The sequence below is a fragment of the Tepidibacter hydrothermalis genome (genome assembly GCF_029542625.1).
GTDB lineage: Bacteria > Bacillota > Clostridia > Peptostreptococcales > Peptostreptococcaceae > Tepidibacter_A > Tepidibacter_A hydrothermalis.
The window spans coordinates 2,484,952-2,500,447 of record NZ_CP120733.1; the positions used below are offsets into that span (position 1 = coordinate 2,484,952).

The following is a 15,496-nucleotide window of genomic DNA, read 5'->3' on the forward strand; positions in this document are numbered from 1 at the left end:
GTAATCTCCTAAGGAATAATATTTACTATCGTATTAAGTATTGATAACAGTATAGGAAAAGATAGAGTAAGTATTATTACTTTCCCTCCAAATTCAAGCTTAGTAGCTATAGCTCCTTCCCCACTGTCTTTACATATTTGAATAGCAAATTCCATCAAATACGATATCCCTACTATTTTCATTATTGTAGAAAAATACATATGGCTTATATTTATTTTTTTAGTTAAATCATTTATACAGTTTATTACGTAATTTATCTTGTATATAGATACTGTAAATATAGCAACTCCTGTAATTAGTGCTATAGCCATGCTTATCTCAGGCTTTTCTTTCTTAAATAATACAGATAGTATAGTTCCAATAAATGCAATCGCAATTAATTTTGTAAATTCCAATCCACCACTTCCCTTTAATAAAGATTGAACATAGTCTTTACAGTATTAAATAAATTACTAATTTCTTTTATAACTATCATAAGTACAAGCACAACCCCTGTAAGATTTGCAATATAAGCCCATTCATCTTTACCCGCCCTCGTTAAAACAGTATGAAGTATGGATAAGAGTATGCCTATACCACCTATCTTAAAAATCAAATCAACATTTATTCCCATAAAAATTCCTCCCTTTTAAAATCTATAAAAATATAATCACAAGTAAAAAACCCATGGTTAAGCTAAGTTTTTTATACAATATACCTTTTGTTTTAATTTCTAGAAATGCTTCTTTTTCATTTTTTTTCAGATTCTCAATAGCAAGATCTATTATTCTTTTTTGTGAATAATAATCACTTTTTCCAAGGTTGTTTATTAAATTGATTATTTCCTCTATTTCACTTATACTAAGATTCGTTTTTTGATTTATTATGGGAATTGATTCGTTAACTATATCATCTAAGCTTTTATTGTTTTCTTTAAGTTTTATACTTAACGCTTCAAAAAAATAGCTTATATTGAACTCTTTTTTATTACCTATCTTTTCAAATACTTCCTCCAATGTATACAAACCAAATTCAAGTTGCATATTCAAAACTTCAAGTACTTTTACAAGATCTGATATGTCGCTGTATTTTTTTTTAAACGACCTGTAAAGTTCTTCTCCTAATAAGAAAAAGCATATTAGTATAAATATAATAAGCACTATTTTAACCAATAAATAACCACCTCTTTTCTTCTAAGTCGTATATTTGTTCTATTGTACCTGCTCCATTCTTACAAGATAGTACAATAACTCTTTTGAACAATTCTTTATCTAAAAGTGTATTTAATTCTTTTCTATTTCTAATGTCATCTATTCCATTACCATGAACAGATGTTATAAGCGATACCCCTCCATTTAAAGCTGAATATAATGATTCTATTTCTTTAGTACTTCCTATTTCATCTGTAACTATAACATTTGGAGACATACTTCTTAAAACCATCATTATTCCTACATCTTTAGGGCAAGACTCTATTACATCAGTTCTTATTCCTACATCCTTTTGAGGTATTCCTTGATAGGATCCACAGATTTCGTTCCTTTCATCAATAACTGCAACCTTTATCCCTTTAAATTTATATTCATCAATACCTGTACTTATATTTCTAACCAAATCTCTTATAAGAGTTGTTTTTCCACACTGTGGAGGAGATATTATTAAAGTGTTGTATATTTCGTTGGAGTTTTTGATTATATATTTGATTACATCTTTTGAACAATTTTTTATCTCTCTTGATACCCTTATATTTAAAGAGGATATATGCTTTATATTTTTTATTTCGTCTTTATCTAAAATAGCTTTTCCTCCAATACCTACCCTATGTCCACCTTTTATTGTTATAAATCCCTTTTTAATATCATCCAAAAAGGAATGTATAGAATACTTACATATAAGCTGAAAGGTATGCTCTATATCCTCTCGTGTGCTTATATATAAATGCTGTGTGTTCTCACAGAACTTATTAGCCTTTATATCAAAGAAATAATCCCTGTTATTCATGTTAACTATTAACGGTCTATTGACTCTAAGCCTTATTTCTTCTATATTCCTTATAAATTCATACTCAGCTCCTATGAAAAACCGCTTTATTTTTGGACTTAGTGAATTTATAATTTCCTCAGAAAGTTTATTCATAAACTCGTCCTCCTCCCTATTTTTAAATAATATTATGTTAATAACAAAAATATGCATAAAAAAATTTGTCTAGTTTCTATAAACTGACTGATGTCGTCAACCAATCCTAACGTAATTAGTTTTTTAATAATTAATACATTAATCTTTTTATGTATTAACACATCTTTATTTAATTTAGAATATATTAATCCTGGGAAAAGATTTTGTAGTATTATAAATAAGGAGTTGATTGCAAATGGCAGATAACCCAAAACTTTGTCAGGGTGCATCTTATAAGAATTTAAATTGTTGTGATAAAAATATAGGTATTTCGGTTGTTCAACCCGAATGTCATTGTTTACCAGATGGTAGAGTTGTTACAAACCCTAGTTATGTATCTTCTTTAAACAAATCTTTTTGGACATATAAATTAATAACAGACTGTAATGATACAACATTACCAGCAACTTCATTTGTTATTCCTATATGTGAAATTGTACATCTAGAAACACTAACTGTATCCGAAAAAATAGATGGATGCGGTGAATGGACTTCTATACCTTATACCTTAACTAAGACAGATCCTATTTTCGGAAATGCTCCTGAAGGCTTTCAATTTGTAAAAATAGAAATTAATGATAGATATACCAAAGGAGTTTCTGTTGCATATAGATTAGAATTAAAAGGAAATTATCCTATAGCAACACAACCTATATCAGTTAATACAAATTCTACTGCAACAGTTTTTGATTGTAATGGGGGATTTCTAGTTCCTGAATGTAACCCTCAAGGTAAGTTATCTATAAATAAAAATGTAACTACTATAATAAAAGATAATCAAGCAAAACTTGAATACCGTTTAGAAATAGATAATATAGGTAATGCAGCTCTAGAAAGTGTTGAACTTCTAGATATACTATTCTTACCTACTCAATTAACACCTGGAACAATCACTACAGTTCCCGATACTTTAAAAGTTGTTATAAATCCTAATGGAGAAATTAGAACAGGAGGAAATTTAGGAAAATTAGATCCTGGTGGAGAAGTAATAGTAACTTATAGTATTCCAATAGCAGGTATCTCATCTCCTGGACAATATGTAATAAATAACCTTGCTAGTGTAACATCAGAAGGTACAGAAGCATCAGATACAGCTACTGCTACTATTGATGTTGTTGAACTAGAATCTAATAAATGTTGTAACGTTTTAGATAATGGTTTAGCTGAATTTAAAATAAGTATAACTAATGTGGGAGATTCTCCTCATACTAAAGTTAGTATATTAGATGATATGGTAATTCCAACAGGTGTAACAGTTAGATTCTCAGATTTCGATGGTTGTACTGCTGTATTTGCACGTACAGGAGAACCTGTTCCTGTCAATACCGATGTTAAAGGTAATGCAGATATTAAAATAACTTGTGATAATATAGAAATACCAAAAGGAGCTAGTGCCCAAAAAATTATGAAATTCAAATTAGTAACAAGTTCAGTATCAGGAAGTACTGTTATTAAAAATGAACTTGAACAAGTAAATCCAACAGACCCAAATACTCAAATCTTCTTAGGAACTGGTGTTTTACCTATAGAAGCCGGTATACGAGTTCTATTAAGTCTTGAATGCCAAAAACCATGTTAAGTGAAAATATAATCAAATTCATATAGCTTATTAATTAAAATTAGATGCAAAAGTAAAAGAAGAGTTAGTTTCTATCTAGAAACTAACTCTTCTTTAATTATAGATTGTTTATATTTTTCAAATTCATACTAATATTACCACATTACATCTTTTCGACATTTATTGACATGAAATCTTGCCGAATATATAATATCCAATACAAATATAAATCCAAAGTCCATTGAGAAAGGAGATAAATCATGAATATAATAAAAAAAATCAATAAAAAAGTAATTATAATTACAACTGTAGTGCTTGTTGCTTTTGGTGCTGCTAACGTATATGCTGCTACAGTTCTAGGTACAGACATCATTACTCTTATTCAAAAAGGAATTGCTTCAATAGAAAATAGGATATCATCAGAAACAGAAAAAGAAATTGATAAAATTAGTGAAAAAGAACAACAAGAGTTAGATTCTCATATTCAATCAAAGGCTAAAGAGACAGTTCAAGAACTGCAAAAATATCAAAATCAAGAAATTGATCGTGTTAATAAAGAATTAAATGAATATACCAAAGAATTAAAATCAGCAGTAGATCAACAAATCGAAACTGAAAAACAAAAAATGAAAAATGAAATCAAAAATAAAGTAGATGAAAAAAAGAAAAAAGAAAAAGAAGAGATGAAAAATAAAGTTAAAGATTCTATCTCAAATCATTTCCAAATAGATGAAACGCAGACACAATAAAAAATTCGCATATGCAAGAGCATATGCGAATTTTTTATTTATTCATATTTTTTAAATGCAAGTGTTCCATTGTGTCCACCAAATCCTAATGAATTAGTAAGAGCACATTTAATATCTTTTTGTCTTCCTTTTCCTACAACATAGTCAAGATCAAGTTCTGGATCTTGATTTTCCATATTCATAGTAGGAGGCAAGTATCCTTCGTTTATAGCTAAAGAACATATTATAGCTTCAACTGCTCCAGCTGCTCCTAATAAGTGTCCTGTCATAGACTTAGTTGATGATACAGCTAAATCATACGCATGATCCTTAAATAAAGATTTAATAGCTAAACTTTCATTTTTATCATTAAGAGGAGTACTAGTTCCATGAGCATTTATGTAATCTACATCCTCTATTTTTAGTCCTGCATCATTTATTGCCATTTCCATAGCTCTAGCAGCGCCTTCTCCACCTTCTGCAGGAGCTGTCATATGATATGCATCTGCTGTTAATCCATAACCAACCAACTCAGCATATATTTTTGCATTTCTAGCTAAAGCATGCTCTAGTTCTTCTAATACTAGCATACCTGATCCTTCTCCCATTACAAATCCATCTCTGTCTTTGTCAAATGGTCTTGATGCAGTTTTTGGATCATCATTTCTAGTTGACATTGCCTTCATTGTACAGAATCCAGCAACAGCAAGCGGAGTTATAGGACTTTCTGCTCCTCCTGAGATCATAATTTCAGCATCTCCTCTTTGGATAGCTTTAAAAGCATCTCCTATAGCATGAGTAGACGATGCACAAGCAGTAACAACACTTGTATTAGGTCCCTTAGCTCCACACATTATAGATATTTGTCCTGCAGCCATATTAGTTATCATCATAGGTACAAAGAATGGACTTACTCTTTTTGGTCCTTTTTCTAACAATCTTTTGTGTTGTTCTTCTAGTGTCTCTATTCCACCTATTCCTGATCCTACTATAACTCCAAATCTATTTTTATCTATATTATCTGTATCAATATTTGAGTCTTCCATAGCCATCTTAGATGCAGCCACTGCATATTGAGTGAATCTATCCATCCTTTTAGCTTCCTTTTTATCCATAAAATCAGAAGCGTTAAAATCTTTAACCTCTCCTGCTATCTTAGTTACAAAATCAGTAGTGTCAAATCTAGTTATTTCATCTATTCCACAAACTCCATTTTTAATATTGTTCCAGAATATATCTGTTCCTGTTCCAATAGGAGTTACACATCCTATACCCGTAACCACAACTCTTCTTTTCATATTAGTACCTCCAAAACTACTTATTTAGATTCGATATATTTTACTATATCTCCTATGCAAGTAAACTTTTCTGCTTCTTCATCTGGTATTTCTATTTCAAACTCATCTTCAAGAGCCATCATTATTTCAACTGCATCTAATGAATCTGCTTCTAAATCTTTTATTAAAGAAGTTTCTAATTTAATCTCCTCCACATTATCTACTCCTAATTGATCTGCAACTATATCTCTCACTTTTTCAAACATATTAAATACCTCCTAATTTTTTATTATATATTTTAATTTTTTACTGCATTACCATTCCACCATCGACATTAATAGTCTGACCTGTTACATATGAAGATATATCACTTGCTAAGAAAGCTGCTACATTAGCTACATCTTCTGTTTTACCCATTTTTTTCATAGGTATGCTGCTTTCATAAGCTGCTTTTACTTCATCTTTTAATACATTAGTCATATCACTTTCTATAAATCCTGGAGCTATAGCATTTATAGTTATATTTCTAGATGCAAGCTCTCTAGCTGTTGATTTTGTAAAACCTATAACCCCAGCCTTAGATGCACAGTAATTTGATTGACCTGCATTTCCCATAACACCAACTACAGATGCCATATTTATTATCTTTCCATATTTTTGCTTCATCATAGGTCTAGTTACAGCCTTTGTACAATTGAATACTCCTTTTAAGTTTACAGATATAACCTTATCAAAATCTTCTTCTTTCATCTTCATTAAAAGTCCATCTTTAGTTATACCTGCATTATTTACTAGTATATCTAATTTTCCATATTCATTTATAACCTCATTAACCATATTTTGAGAGTCTTCAAAATTAGATACATCGCATTTTACAGTAAAGCATCTTACTCCCATATTTTCTATTTCTTTCTTAACTTCAAGTGCAGATTCTTCTCTTGAAGTATAGTTTATAGCTATATCCGCTCCTAATGAAGCAAGTTTTGTAGCTATTGCTTTTCCTATACCTCTTGAACCTCCAGTTATAAGCGCAACTCTACCTTTTAAATCTATCATTACTTAGCCTCCTTAATATCTTGCACAAATTTTTCTAAAGTATCTTTATTTTCTACATTGTAGATATTTACTTTAACTTTTAATTTTTTAGATATTTTATTTATAAACCCTTTAAGAGTCTTACCAGGCCCTATTTCAACAAAGGTATCAAATCCATCTTCTATAAGTCTTTCTATTGAATCTTCCCATAATACAGATGAACTTACTTGTTTCACTAAAGTATCTTTTATTTCATCATACTTAACATAATCTCCAGTAACGTTAGTTACAACAGGTACTTTCAGAGAATTTAATTGTATATTTTCAAGTTCTTTTTTTAAATTTTCTCCAGCTTTATTTAGCATAGAAGAATGAAAAGGTGCACTTACATTTAATATAACAGCTTTTTTAGCTCCTCTTTCTTTACAAAGACTAGCTGCTTTTTCTACAGCTTTTATCTCTCCAGATATTACTATTTGTCCTGGACTATTAAAGTTAGCAGCCTCAACTACTCCTTCACTAGATACTTCATCCAACACACTCATAAGTATATCTCTATCAAGACCAAGTATTGCAGCCATAGTTCCTACACCTTGTGGAACCGCCTCTTGCATATATTTACCTCTTTTTTTAACAAGCTTTACAGCTTCTTCAAAAGATAGAGCATCCGCTGCAACAAGAGCAGAATATTCTCCTAAAGATAATCCTGCACATGCATCAAATTTCACATCAAGTCTATCTTTTAAAACTTCAAGTAAAGCCGTACTTAAAGTAAGTATTGCCGGTTGAGTATTTTCAGTTTTAGTAAGTTCCTCATTAGGTCCTTCAAACATTACTGATTTTAAATTCATATGTAAAACTTCATCAGCTTTATCAAATATTTTTTTTGAAATCTCATAATTTTCATATATATCTTTTCCCATACCTATGTATTGAGATCCTTGACCTGGGAATACGAAAGCTATTTTACTCATATAAATACCTCCTAAAATCTCAAGTTAGATATTATATCATTAGCTTCATTCATCATATCTTCTATAATATCTTTACAAGATTTTATATCTTTAACCATACCAGCACTTTGTCCTGCCATTACAGATCCATTATCTACATCTCCATCTATAACAGATTTTTTAAGTGCTCCTACGCCTTTTTCATCTATAAAAGAAGAATCAGCTCCTTCTTTTTCTATTTTTATAAGTTCTTTCATAAGCTTATTTTTTAAAGCTCTAACAGGATGCCCTGTACTTCTACCTGCAACTAATGCATCTCTATCTTTTGCATTTATAATAGCCTTTTTATAGTTTTCATGTACTATACACTCTTCACTACATACGAACTTAGTTCCGACTTGAACAGCACTAGCTCCTAATGAAAATGCAGCTACAACCCCTCTTCCATCAGCAATTCCACCAGCTCCAATAACAGGTATACTAACTTCATCTACAACTTGAGGTATTAATACCATAGTTGTAAGTTCTCCTATATGTCCTCCCGCTTCAGTTCCTTCTACAACAAGAGCATCTGCTCCACATCTTTCCATCCTTTTAGCAAGAGCAACTGATGGGACAACAGGAATAATTTTTGTTCCTATTGATTTCAATTTTTCCATATACTTAGCAGGATTTCCTGCTCCAGTAGTTATGACAGGTATTTTTTCTTCATATACAACTTCCATAACTTCGTCTACAAATGGAGATAATAACATTACATTAACCCCAAATGGCTTATCAGTAAGTTCTCTAGCTTTTTTGATTTCATTTCTTATAACATCAGCTGGAGCATTTCCTGCTCCGATAAGTCCAAGTCCCCCTGCATTAGATACAGCTGCAGCAAGTTCAGCAGTTGCTATCCACGCCATTCCTCCTTGAATTATAGGGTATTTTATTCCTAAAAGTTCACATACTCTGTTCATCTTTTCTCCTCCTAGATACTCCATTTAATAACACTCGAAGCCCACGTAAGTCCTGCTCCAAATCCTACTAAAACTATATTGTCACCTTTTTTTATATTTCCTTTTCTATATGCTTCGTCAAGAGCTACAGGTATAGATGCTGCAGACATATTGCCATATTCATGTAAATTAATATATATTTTTTCCATAGGCATTTTCAGTCTCTTTGCAGATGCTTGTATTATTCTCATATTAGCTTGATGTGGTACTAAATAATCTATGTCATCTTCATTTAATCCAGCTATTTCTATACTCTTTTTAGCAGAATCCCCCATAACTCTAACTGCAAATTTAAATACTTCAGAACCTTCCATTTTTATGTAATGAAGTCTGTCATTCACACTTTGACTACTTGCAGGCATTCTAGATCCTCCTGCAGGTATTTTAAGGCACTCTCCACTTGCTCCATTAGCTCCTAGATACGTAGATAAAATACCCTCATTTTCATTCACTTCACCTAAGATAGCTGCACCTGCTCCATCTCCAAATAGTACACAAGTGTTTCTATCTGTCCAGTCCATAATCTTAGATAGAGTTTCAGCACCTATTACAAGCACTTTTTTGTACATACCAGTTTCTATAAAGTTTTTTCCTACACTTAATCCATATACAAATCCAGAACAACCAGCTTCTAAGTCAAATGCTGCTGCATTAGTAGCTCCTATATTCTTTTGAACCATACATGCTGTAGATGGAAATGACATATCAGGAGTAACAGTAGCAACTATTATAAGATCTATCTCTTCTGCTTTTATTCCAGAACTTTCCATAGCTTTTTTAGCAGCAAGAGTGGCTATATCTGAAGTAGCGATGTCATCTTCAACTACTCTTCTCTTTTTTATACCAGTTCTTGAAGATATCCATTCATCAGTCGTATCTACCATTTTTTCTAAATCAAAATTAGTAATAATTTTATCTGGAACGTAACTTCCTGTAGCTAGTATTCCTGCTCTTTTTAATTTATTCAATTTGATCAACTCCTAATTTATCTATTTTAAACTTTATTTCATTAAGAACGTTGCCGTTTGCAAAATGTATCCCTTGCTTTATTGCATTTTTTATAGCTTTAGAATTAGAGCTCCCATGTGCTTTTATAAGACCTCCATTTACTCCAAGAAGCGGTGCTCCTCCATATTCACTATAGTCAAGGTTCTTCTTTAATGCTTTAAGATCATCTTTTAAAAACATAGCTGCTATTTTTGTCTTCATATTAGTTAAGAATGTGTCTTTTAACATAGAAAATACCGACATAGCTACCCCTTCTGTAACCTTTAAAACTACATTCCCTGTAAATCCATCACATACTATTACATCTGTATAGCCAAAAGATATATCCCTAGCTTCTACATTACCTATAAAATTTATATCTTCATTAGTTTTTAATAAGTCATAAGATTTTTTAGTTAACTCGTTTCCTTTTCCTTCTTCTTGACCAACATTTACTATTGCAACCTTAGGACTTTCAAGATCTAATATTTTGCTTGCATATACAGATCCCATAACTCCAAATTCTAATAAGTTTCTAGGCTTACAGTCTGCGTTCGCCCCAGCATCTAATAATATAGACATTCCTTCTTTATTTGGTAAGAAAGTGCAAAGTGCAGGTCTATCAATACCCTTTATTCTCCCAAGTACAAAAAGTCCTCCTGCTAAAAGCGCACCAGTATTTCCAGCTGAAACTATAGCATCTGCTTTTCCTTCTTTAACTAAGTTAAGAGCTACTACCATAGAGGAATCCTTCTTGCCTCTTATAGCTTTTACTGGTTTATCCTCATTTAATATTATTTCACTCGTGTGAATTATCTCCAATTTAGTTTTATCAAATTCATACTTTCTAAAATTTTCTTCTAATACATTTTTATCTCCTGTGGCTATTACCTCTATATTAAATTCCTTTATAGCCTCTACTATACCTTCAACTGTTGAATAAGGAGCATTATCTCCTCCCATACAATCAACTACTATTTTCATATTCATCACTCCCTTAATTTATTTCATCGAATATGAACTTTCCTCTAAAAACTTGCTCATGATTTTTATTATTTATTTTAACGTGTACATAATGTTTTTTATCTCTAACTCTTATCACTTCAGCTTTAGCTATTAATCTATCATTTGCTTTTATAGGATTTATATTCTTTATATTAGCAACTCCCATTAATACAACAGGTGCATCTACAACAGCCATTGCTAGTGATTCAGCTTGAGCGAATACAAAATGTCCCTTCACTATATTAGTCTTAGAATAAACCATATGATCAGTCGTTTCAAGTATTGAAATACCTAAGCTTCCAACATCTAAATCTATTATTTCTCCAACTATTTCCTTGCTTCCTATAGTCTTCACTTTATTTATATTATTTTCAGCAACAATCTTTACTCTTTCTCTTAGTTCAGGTATTCCAAGTTTAAGTCTATCCAATCTTATAGTCTGTATACTAACACCAAAATAATCCGATAATTCTTCATCTGTATAAAAAGGGTCTTTTTTTAACATCTTGGAAAGTTCTGTCTGTCTTTCTTGTTTGCCTTTTCTTTTCACAATCATTCACCCCTAAATTATATACTAATATTAGTACCAGCTACTAATATTAGTATATAATAATTAGTCATATAAATCAATAGAACAAAATAAAAAAGCATGTAGTTATAAACTACATGCTTTTTTATTATTTAGCTACTACTTCTTTACCTTTATAGTATCCACAATCAGGGCATACTCTATGTGATAATTTCGGCTCATGACACTGTGGGCAACTTACGAATCCAGTTGCTACCATTTTTGAGTTAGCTGCTCTTCTTGAGTCTCTTTTTGATCTTGATGTTTTACGCTTTGGTACTGCCATTTATCCCACCTCCTTAGTCATTTTTAAAAAAGTCTTTTAATTTAGAAAAACGGGGATCAGTAAATTCTTCGTCATTATGACAATTGCATTTTTCTTCATTTAAATTAGCTCCACATGAATTACAAAGACCTTTACAGTTTTCATCACATGTTATTCTTTCTGGAACATTTAATATAAAAGTATTTTCAATTATATTTTTAAAATCTAATTCGTCCCCATTGCAAACAATAGTATCTTCATCTTCTAAAACACAATCTTCATCTTCAACTATAAAAGCTTTAACATCATCTTCTATGTTGACTTCAACTTCTTTTAAGCATCTGCTACAGGAGTCTAGAACAGAGAATTTAATATTACAATCTAGATAAAGTTGTCCATCGATATTAGTTATTTGCCCATTAACTCCAACAAGAGAAGTTAATCTGTAGTTTTTACCACAATAACTAATATTATCAATTTTTTCAGAGAAATTCAAGTCTAAAACTTTTATTTCTCTTTTTATTAATTTAGATAAGTTTATCATCATATTAATCACCTCAATAATACACTGCAAAATTTATTATACAAATGCTCAATTAGTTTGTCAAGTATTTTTACTTGATAGGCACTAAAAAAGGTAGGTCAATACCTACCCTTTTTAGTAAAGTAAATTATTTAACTAATTCAAGAGTATCTCTTGCTATCATTAACTCTTCATTAGTAGGAACTATTAAAAGCTTAACTTGAGAATCTTCTGTACTTATAACTGTATCTTTTCCTCTAACATTATTCTTTTCTTTATCTATCTTCATTCCTAATCCTTCAAGACCTTCACAGATTTGCTCTCTCATAGATATAGAGTTTTCTCCTATACCTGCAGTGAATAGAACTACATCTACTCCACCCATTTCAGCCATGTATGAACCTATATATTTCTTAACTCTCTTACAATAAGCATCTATTGCTACTATAGCCTTTTCATTTCCTTCACTTGCTGCACCTTCTATATCTCTAAAATCACTAGATATTCCTGTCATTCCAAGAACACCTGATTTTTTATTCATTAATGTACTTAAACCATTAGAATCTAATCCTTCTTTTTCCATTATAAATGGTACTATAGCAGGGTCCATATCTCCACATCTTGTTCCCATTATTAATCCTTCAAGAGGAGTGAATCCCATAGAAGTGTCTTTACATACTCCACCGTCAACAGCAGCAATACTAGCTCCATTTCCTAAGTGACAAGTGATTATCTTTAAGTCTTCTACATTTTTACCAAGTATGTCAGCTGCTCTTTTAGATACATACTTATGAGATGTTCCATGGAATCCGTATCTTCTAACTCCATACTTCTCATATAACTCGTATGGTAATCCATAAAGATAAGATGATTTTGGCATAGTTTGGTGGAAAGCTGTATCAAATACTCCAACCATTGGTACTCCTGGTAGTATTTCTTGACAAGCATTTATTCCTATTAAGTTAGCTGGGTTATGAAGAGGTGCAAGTTCAACACAATCTTCTATTCCTTTTTTAACTTCTGGAGTTATTACAACAGAAGTTGTAAACTTCTCTCCTCCATGAACAACTCTGTGTCCAACAGCAGATATTTCTTTCATATCTTTGATTGCACCGTACTCTTCATTTACTATAGAGTCAAGTACTATTTTTAAAGCATCTTTGTGATCATTCATTGGTTGCTCAATAGTTACTTTATCTTTACCTGTAGTTTGATGCTTAACTACAGAACCTTCAATTCCTATTCTCTCAGCTAATCCTATAGCCATAACACTTTCATCTTCCATGTTTATTAATTGATACTTTAAAGAAGAACTACCACAGTTAATAACTAATATGTTCATTTATTTGCTACCTCCTAATATGATTTATTATTTTTATGTATGTGTATACATTACACAATAACCTTAACATAAATTAATATAGCATTTTTTATTTAAATTGTATATAAAAATCAATCATTTAAATATTCAATTAAATGCAATACTTTTTAACATTCTACATTTTTTTCAATATTCCTTCTTTTTTTTGTTTTTTTTATCACAATCACTAAACTATATTTTCCAAAACACTCAACGCTACTTATTTCAACCTATTAATCAAATAATAAATTCAATATTTTTATTTATTTAAAGAACAATTGCATAAATAAAATTTAAGTTCTAGTAAAAATTCCATCTGAATTAAGTTTCACTTTATAAAGAAATTTATACTATGTTTCAATTGTCATTAAATATAATCCACTTTATGAATTTTAAAAAATCAATATTTAGAATAAAATATTTTTAAGTACATAGATTAATATTTCTAAAAATGTGCAACTTAATTCATAGAAAGTATAATTTGTATAAATTAATCCTATAGAAATCATACTTTCTATACTATATAATTTAATAATAACCTTAAAAAAGGAGAGATATATGAAAGTTTTAGGATTAATTGTTGAGTATAACCCATTTCACAACGGACATATGCACCATCTTTTAGAATCAAAGAAAAGATCAGGTGCAACTCATACCGTAGCTATAATGAGCGGGCATTTTTTACAAAGAGGAGAACCAGCTTTATTTGATAAATGGACAAGAGCTAAGGCTGCTGTTGAAGCAGGGGTTGATCTTGTAATAGAACTACCTACTTTATTTGCAACCCAAAGTGCTGAATTTTTTAGCCATGGCGCCATAGCTACATTAAACAGCACAAACTCAATAGATAGTATTTGTTTTGGAAGTGAAATAGGAGATATAGATGTTTTGTATCAAATAAGTCACATATTAGTAGACGAGCCTTTAGAATTTAAAAATCATCTTAAATATCATTTAAACGAAGGCCTATTATTCCCCACTGCAAGGGCTAAGGCTTTGTTTAAATACATAAGTAATAACAAAATATTAAATATAACAGAAGATAGTTTATACGAGGTTTTAAATAGTTCTAACAATATATTAGGAATTGAATATATAAAAAGCATAATAAAATTAAAAAGCTCTATAAAGCCATACACTATAAAAAGAATACAATCAGAATATAATTCAACAGACATAAACAGTTCTATCTGCAGCGCTACTGCAATAAGAAAATCTTTGAAATCAAGCAAAAATCTAGAAGATTTAATAAATGTTGTTCCAAATACAACATATAATCTTATGAACACTCAAATACATAATAACTTCGATCCTGTATTTGATGATCAGTTTTATGACATACTAATAGGAACTATATTAAGAGAAGAAAAAAACATAAATAAATATTTTGACGTAAACGAAGGAATAGAAAACAAAATAATAAGCTCTATAATGAAAACAGCATCCCTCGATGAACTTCTTATGAGTGTAAAATCAAAAAGATATACCATGACTAAAATAAAAAGAATACTTACAAATACACTTCTTTCAATAACAAAAGAAGACGTTGTAAAGGCTAAAAACATAAACAATATACCTTATATAAGACTACTCGCCTTTAATGATAAAGGAAGAGAAATAATCAAAAATATAAAAAAGAACTCAGATGTCACTATAATAAACAAACTAAGTTCTATAAATGTTAAAGATGAAAATCTAAACTTATTTTTAAATTACGATATAAGAAGCACAAATTTGTACAACCTTATGTATTACAAAAATAGAAAAGACCAAATTAAAGGATATATGGATTATTACATATCTCCTATATACGTAAAAAACACTTAATTGTATAGACTCACACTTTCTTAGCTTATTATGTGGGTAATTAAAAATAAATGGTATCAAAATACCGCTCATTCGTTAAATGTTTTTAATACCATTTATTTTATAAGTGTAGCTTTCAAACGAGGTAAGGTTTGACTTTATAATAAAGTACTTACTATTTAAAAACTATATATGAAAATGTTAGTGAATATTTTTAGATATTTTGCCTAATATAACTTAGTTTTTAGCGTTTAATAATACGTTAAGAAATTTGCG

Annotated in this window: 18 protein-coding genes; 3 read left to right on the forward strand and 15 right to left on the reverse strand. The window is 30.3% G+C overall.

Going from position 1 to position 15,496, the window contains the following annotated elements; genetic code table 11:
• Window positions 1-8 precede the first annotated feature (8 nt).
• From spoIIIAD to spoIIIAA, 4 genes are read right to left on the reverse strand one after another with little or no spacing between them, the layout of a single operon-like run.
• Window positions 9-395, reverse strand: a complete 387-nt coding sequence (gene spoIIIAD / locus P4S50_RS11750; protein ID WP_277730981.1) for a stage III sporulation protein AD — start codon at window positions 393-395, stop codon at window positions 9-11.
• Window positions 396-409: 14 nt separating this feature from the next.
• Complete coding sequence (gene spoIIIAC, locus P4S50_RS11755) at window positions 410-613, reverse strand: stage III sporulation protein AC (RefSeq protein ID WP_277730982.1); 204 nt, start codon at window positions 611-613, stop codon at window positions 410-412.
• A gap of 22 nt (window positions 614-635) precedes the next feature.
• Window positions 636-1,151 carry a stage III sporulation protein AB gene (locus P4S50_RS11760; RefSeq protein WP_277730983.1) on the reverse strand — a complete coding sequence of 172 codons (516 nt, stop codon included), beginning with the start codon at window positions 1,149-1,151 and terminating at the stop codon, window positions 636-638.
• Entirely contained in the window at window positions 1,144-2,115 is a 972-nt protein-coding gene (spoIIIAA, locus tag P4S50_RS11765; RefSeq protein WP_277730984.1) for a stage III sporulation protein AA, read from the reverse strand. Before spoIIIAA ends, P4S50_RS11760 begins: the two co-directional genes overlap by 8 nt.
• 235 nt (window positions 2,116-2,350) lie before the next feature.
• Here spoIIIAA and P4S50_RS11770 point away from each other — a divergent pair, with 235 nt between their 5' ends.
• Window positions 2,351-3,733 carry a COG1361 family protein gene (locus P4S50_RS11770; RefSeq protein WP_277730985.1) on the forward strand — a complete coding sequence of 461 codons (1,383 nt, stop codon included), beginning with the start codon at window positions 2,351-2,353 and terminating at the stop codon, window positions 3,731-3,733.
• A 239-nt stretch (window positions 3,734-3,972) separates the two neighbouring features.
• Window positions 3,973-4,461 carry a hypothetical protein gene (locus P4S50_RS11775; protein WP_277730986.1) on the forward strand — a complete coding sequence of 163 codons (489 nt, stop codon included), beginning with the start codon at window positions 3,973-3,975 and terminating at the stop codon, window positions 4,459-4,461.
• 38 nt (window positions 4,462-4,499) lie between these two features.
• Here the strand turns inward: P4S50_RS11775 and fabF are convergent, their stop codons facing one another.
• The 11 genes from fabF to P4S50_RS11830 form a co-directional block, all read right to left on the reverse strand.
• Window positions 4,500-5,738: a beta-ketoacyl-ACP synthase II gene (gene fabF / locus P4S50_RS11780; protein WP_277730987.1), complete on the reverse strand. Its 1,239-nt coding sequence runs from the start codon at window positions 5,736-5,738 to the stop codon at window positions 4,500-4,502.
• A gap of 20 nt (window positions 5,739-5,758) precedes the next feature.
• On the reverse strand, window positions 5,759-5,983 hold the full coding sequence (gene acpP, locus P4S50_RS11785; protein ID WP_277730988.1) for an acyl carrier protein: 225 nt from the start codon (window positions 5,981-5,983) through the stop codon (window positions 5,759-5,761).
• A gap of 40 nt (window positions 5,984-6,023) precedes the next feature.
• A complete protein-coding gene (fabG, locus tag P4S50_RS11790) occupies window positions 6,024-6,773 on the reverse strand; it encodes a 3-oxoacyl-[acyl-carrier-protein] reductase (protein ID WP_277730989.1) in 750 nt (249 codons plus the stop codon).
• Window positions 6,773-7,726 carry an ACP S-malonyltransferase gene (fabD, locus tag P4S50_RS11795; protein ID WP_277730990.1) on the reverse strand — a complete coding sequence of 318 codons (954 nt, stop codon included), beginning with the start codon at window positions 7,724-7,726 and terminating at the stop codon, window positions 6,773-6,775. The genes fabG and fabD overlap by 1 nt, the downstream gene beginning before the upstream one ends.
• An 11-nt stretch (window positions 7,727-7,737) precedes the next feature.
• Entirely contained in the window at window positions 7,738-8,667 is a 930-nt protein-coding gene (gene fabK, locus P4S50_RS11800; protein WP_277730991.1) for an enoyl-[acyl-carrier-protein] reductase FabK, read from the reverse strand.
• Between the two features lie 11 nt (window positions 8,668-8,678).
• Window positions 8,679-9,674 (reverse strand): beta-ketoacyl-ACP synthase III, encoded by a 996-nt coding sequence (locus tag P4S50_RS11805; protein ID WP_277730992.1) that lies wholly within the window; start codon window positions 9,672-9,674, stop codon window positions 8,679-8,681.
• Window positions 9,667-10,677, reverse strand: a complete 1,011-nt coding sequence (gene plsX / locus P4S50_RS11810; RefSeq protein ID WP_277730993.1) for a phosphate acyltransferase PlsX — start codon at window positions 10,675-10,677, stop codon at window positions 9,667-9,669. Before plsX ends, P4S50_RS11805 begins: the two co-directional genes overlap by 8 nt.
• A gap of 13 nt (window positions 10,678-10,690) precedes the next feature.
• Complete coding sequence (fapR, locus tag P4S50_RS11815) at window positions 10,691-11,248, reverse strand: transcription factor FapR (protein WP_277730994.1); 558 nt, start codon at window positions 11,246-11,248, stop codon at window positions 10,691-10,693.
• A 127-nt stretch (window positions 11,249-11,375) separates the two neighbouring features.
• Window positions 11,376-11,552, reverse strand: a complete 177-nt coding sequence (rpmF, locus tag P4S50_RS11820; protein WP_277730995.1) for a 50S ribosomal protein L32 — start codon at window positions 11,550-11,552, stop codon at window positions 11,376-11,378.
• 13 nt (window positions 11,553-11,565) lie between these two features.
• Window positions 11,566-12,078 carry a YceD family protein gene (locus P4S50_RS11825; RefSeq protein WP_277730996.1) on the reverse strand — a complete coding sequence of 171 codons (513 nt, stop codon included), beginning with the start codon at window positions 12,076-12,078 and terminating at the stop codon, window positions 11,566-11,568.
• Between the two features lie 124 nt (window positions 12,079-12,202).
• Complete coding sequence (locus tag P4S50_RS11830; protein WP_277730997.1) at window positions 12,203-13,396, reverse strand: acetate/propionate family kinase; 1,194 nt, start codon at window positions 13,394-13,396, stop codon at window positions 12,203-12,205.
• A 576-nt stretch (window positions 13,397-13,972) separates the two neighbouring features.
• Here P4S50_RS11830 and P4S50_RS11835 point away from each other — a divergent pair.
• Window positions 13,973-15,241: a nucleotidyltransferase gene (locus tag P4S50_RS11835; RefSeq protein WP_277730998.1), complete on the forward strand. Its 1,269-nt coding sequence runs from the start codon at window positions 13,973-13,975 to the stop codon at window positions 15,239-15,241.
• Window positions 15,242-15,496 lie beyond the last annotated feature (255 nt).

Bases quoted from the DNA above. Each gene is read 5' to 3' on its own strand.
- fabD (WP_277730990.1), bottom strand. From the start codon at position 7,726: ATGAGTAAAATAGCTTTCGTATTCCCAGGTCAAGGATCTCAATACATA.
- spoIIIAC (WP_277730982.1), bottom strand. From the start codon at position 613: ATGGGAATAAATGTTGATTTGATTTTTAAGATAGGTGGTATAGGCATA.
- spoIIIAA (WP_277730984.1), bottom strand. From the start codon at position 2,115: ATGAATAAACTTTCTGAGGAAATTATAAATTCACTAAGTCCAAAAATA.
- fabF (WP_277730987.1), bottom strand. From the start codon at position 5,738: ATGAAAAGAAGAGTTGTGGTTACGGGTATAGGATGTGTAACTCCTATT.
- P4S50_RS11775 (WP_277730986.1), top strand. From the start codon at position 3,973: ATGAATATAATAAAAAAAATCAATAAAAAAGTAATTATAATTACAACT.
- acpP (WP_277730988.1), bottom strand. From the start codon at position 5,983: ATGTTTGAAAAAGTGAGAGATATAGTTGCAGATCAATTAGGAGTAGAT.
- plsX (WP_277730993.1), bottom strand. From the start codon at position 10,677: ATGAAAATAGTAGTTGATTGTATGGGAGGAGATAATGCTCCTTATTCA.
- P4S50_RS11835 (WP_277730998.1), top strand. From the start codon at position 13,973: ATGAAAGTTTTAGGATTAATTGTTGAGTATAACCCATTTCACAACGGA.
- P4S50_RS11825 (WP_277730996.1), bottom strand. From the start codon at position 12,078: ATGATGATAAACTTATCTAAATTAATAAAAAGAGAAATAAAAGTTTTA.
- fabG (WP_277730989.1), bottom strand. From the start codon at position 6,773: ATGATAGATTTAAAAGGTAGAGTTGCGCTTATAACTGGAGGTTCAAGA.
- rpmF (WP_277730995.1), bottom strand. From the start codon at position 11,552: ATGGCAGTACCAAAGCGTAAAACATCAAGATCAAAAAGAGACTCAAGA.
- P4S50_RS11830 (WP_277730997.1), bottom strand. From the start codon at position 13,396: ATGAACATATTAGTTATTAACTGTGGTAGTTCTTCTTTAAAGTATCAA.
- P4S50_RS11770 (WP_277730985.1), top strand. From the start codon at position 2,351: ATGGCAGATAACCCAAAACTTTGTCAGGGTGCATCTTATAAGAATTTA.
- fabK (WP_277730991.1), bottom strand. From the start codon at position 8,667: ATGAACAGAGTATGTGAACTTTTAGGAATAAAATACCCTATAATTCAA.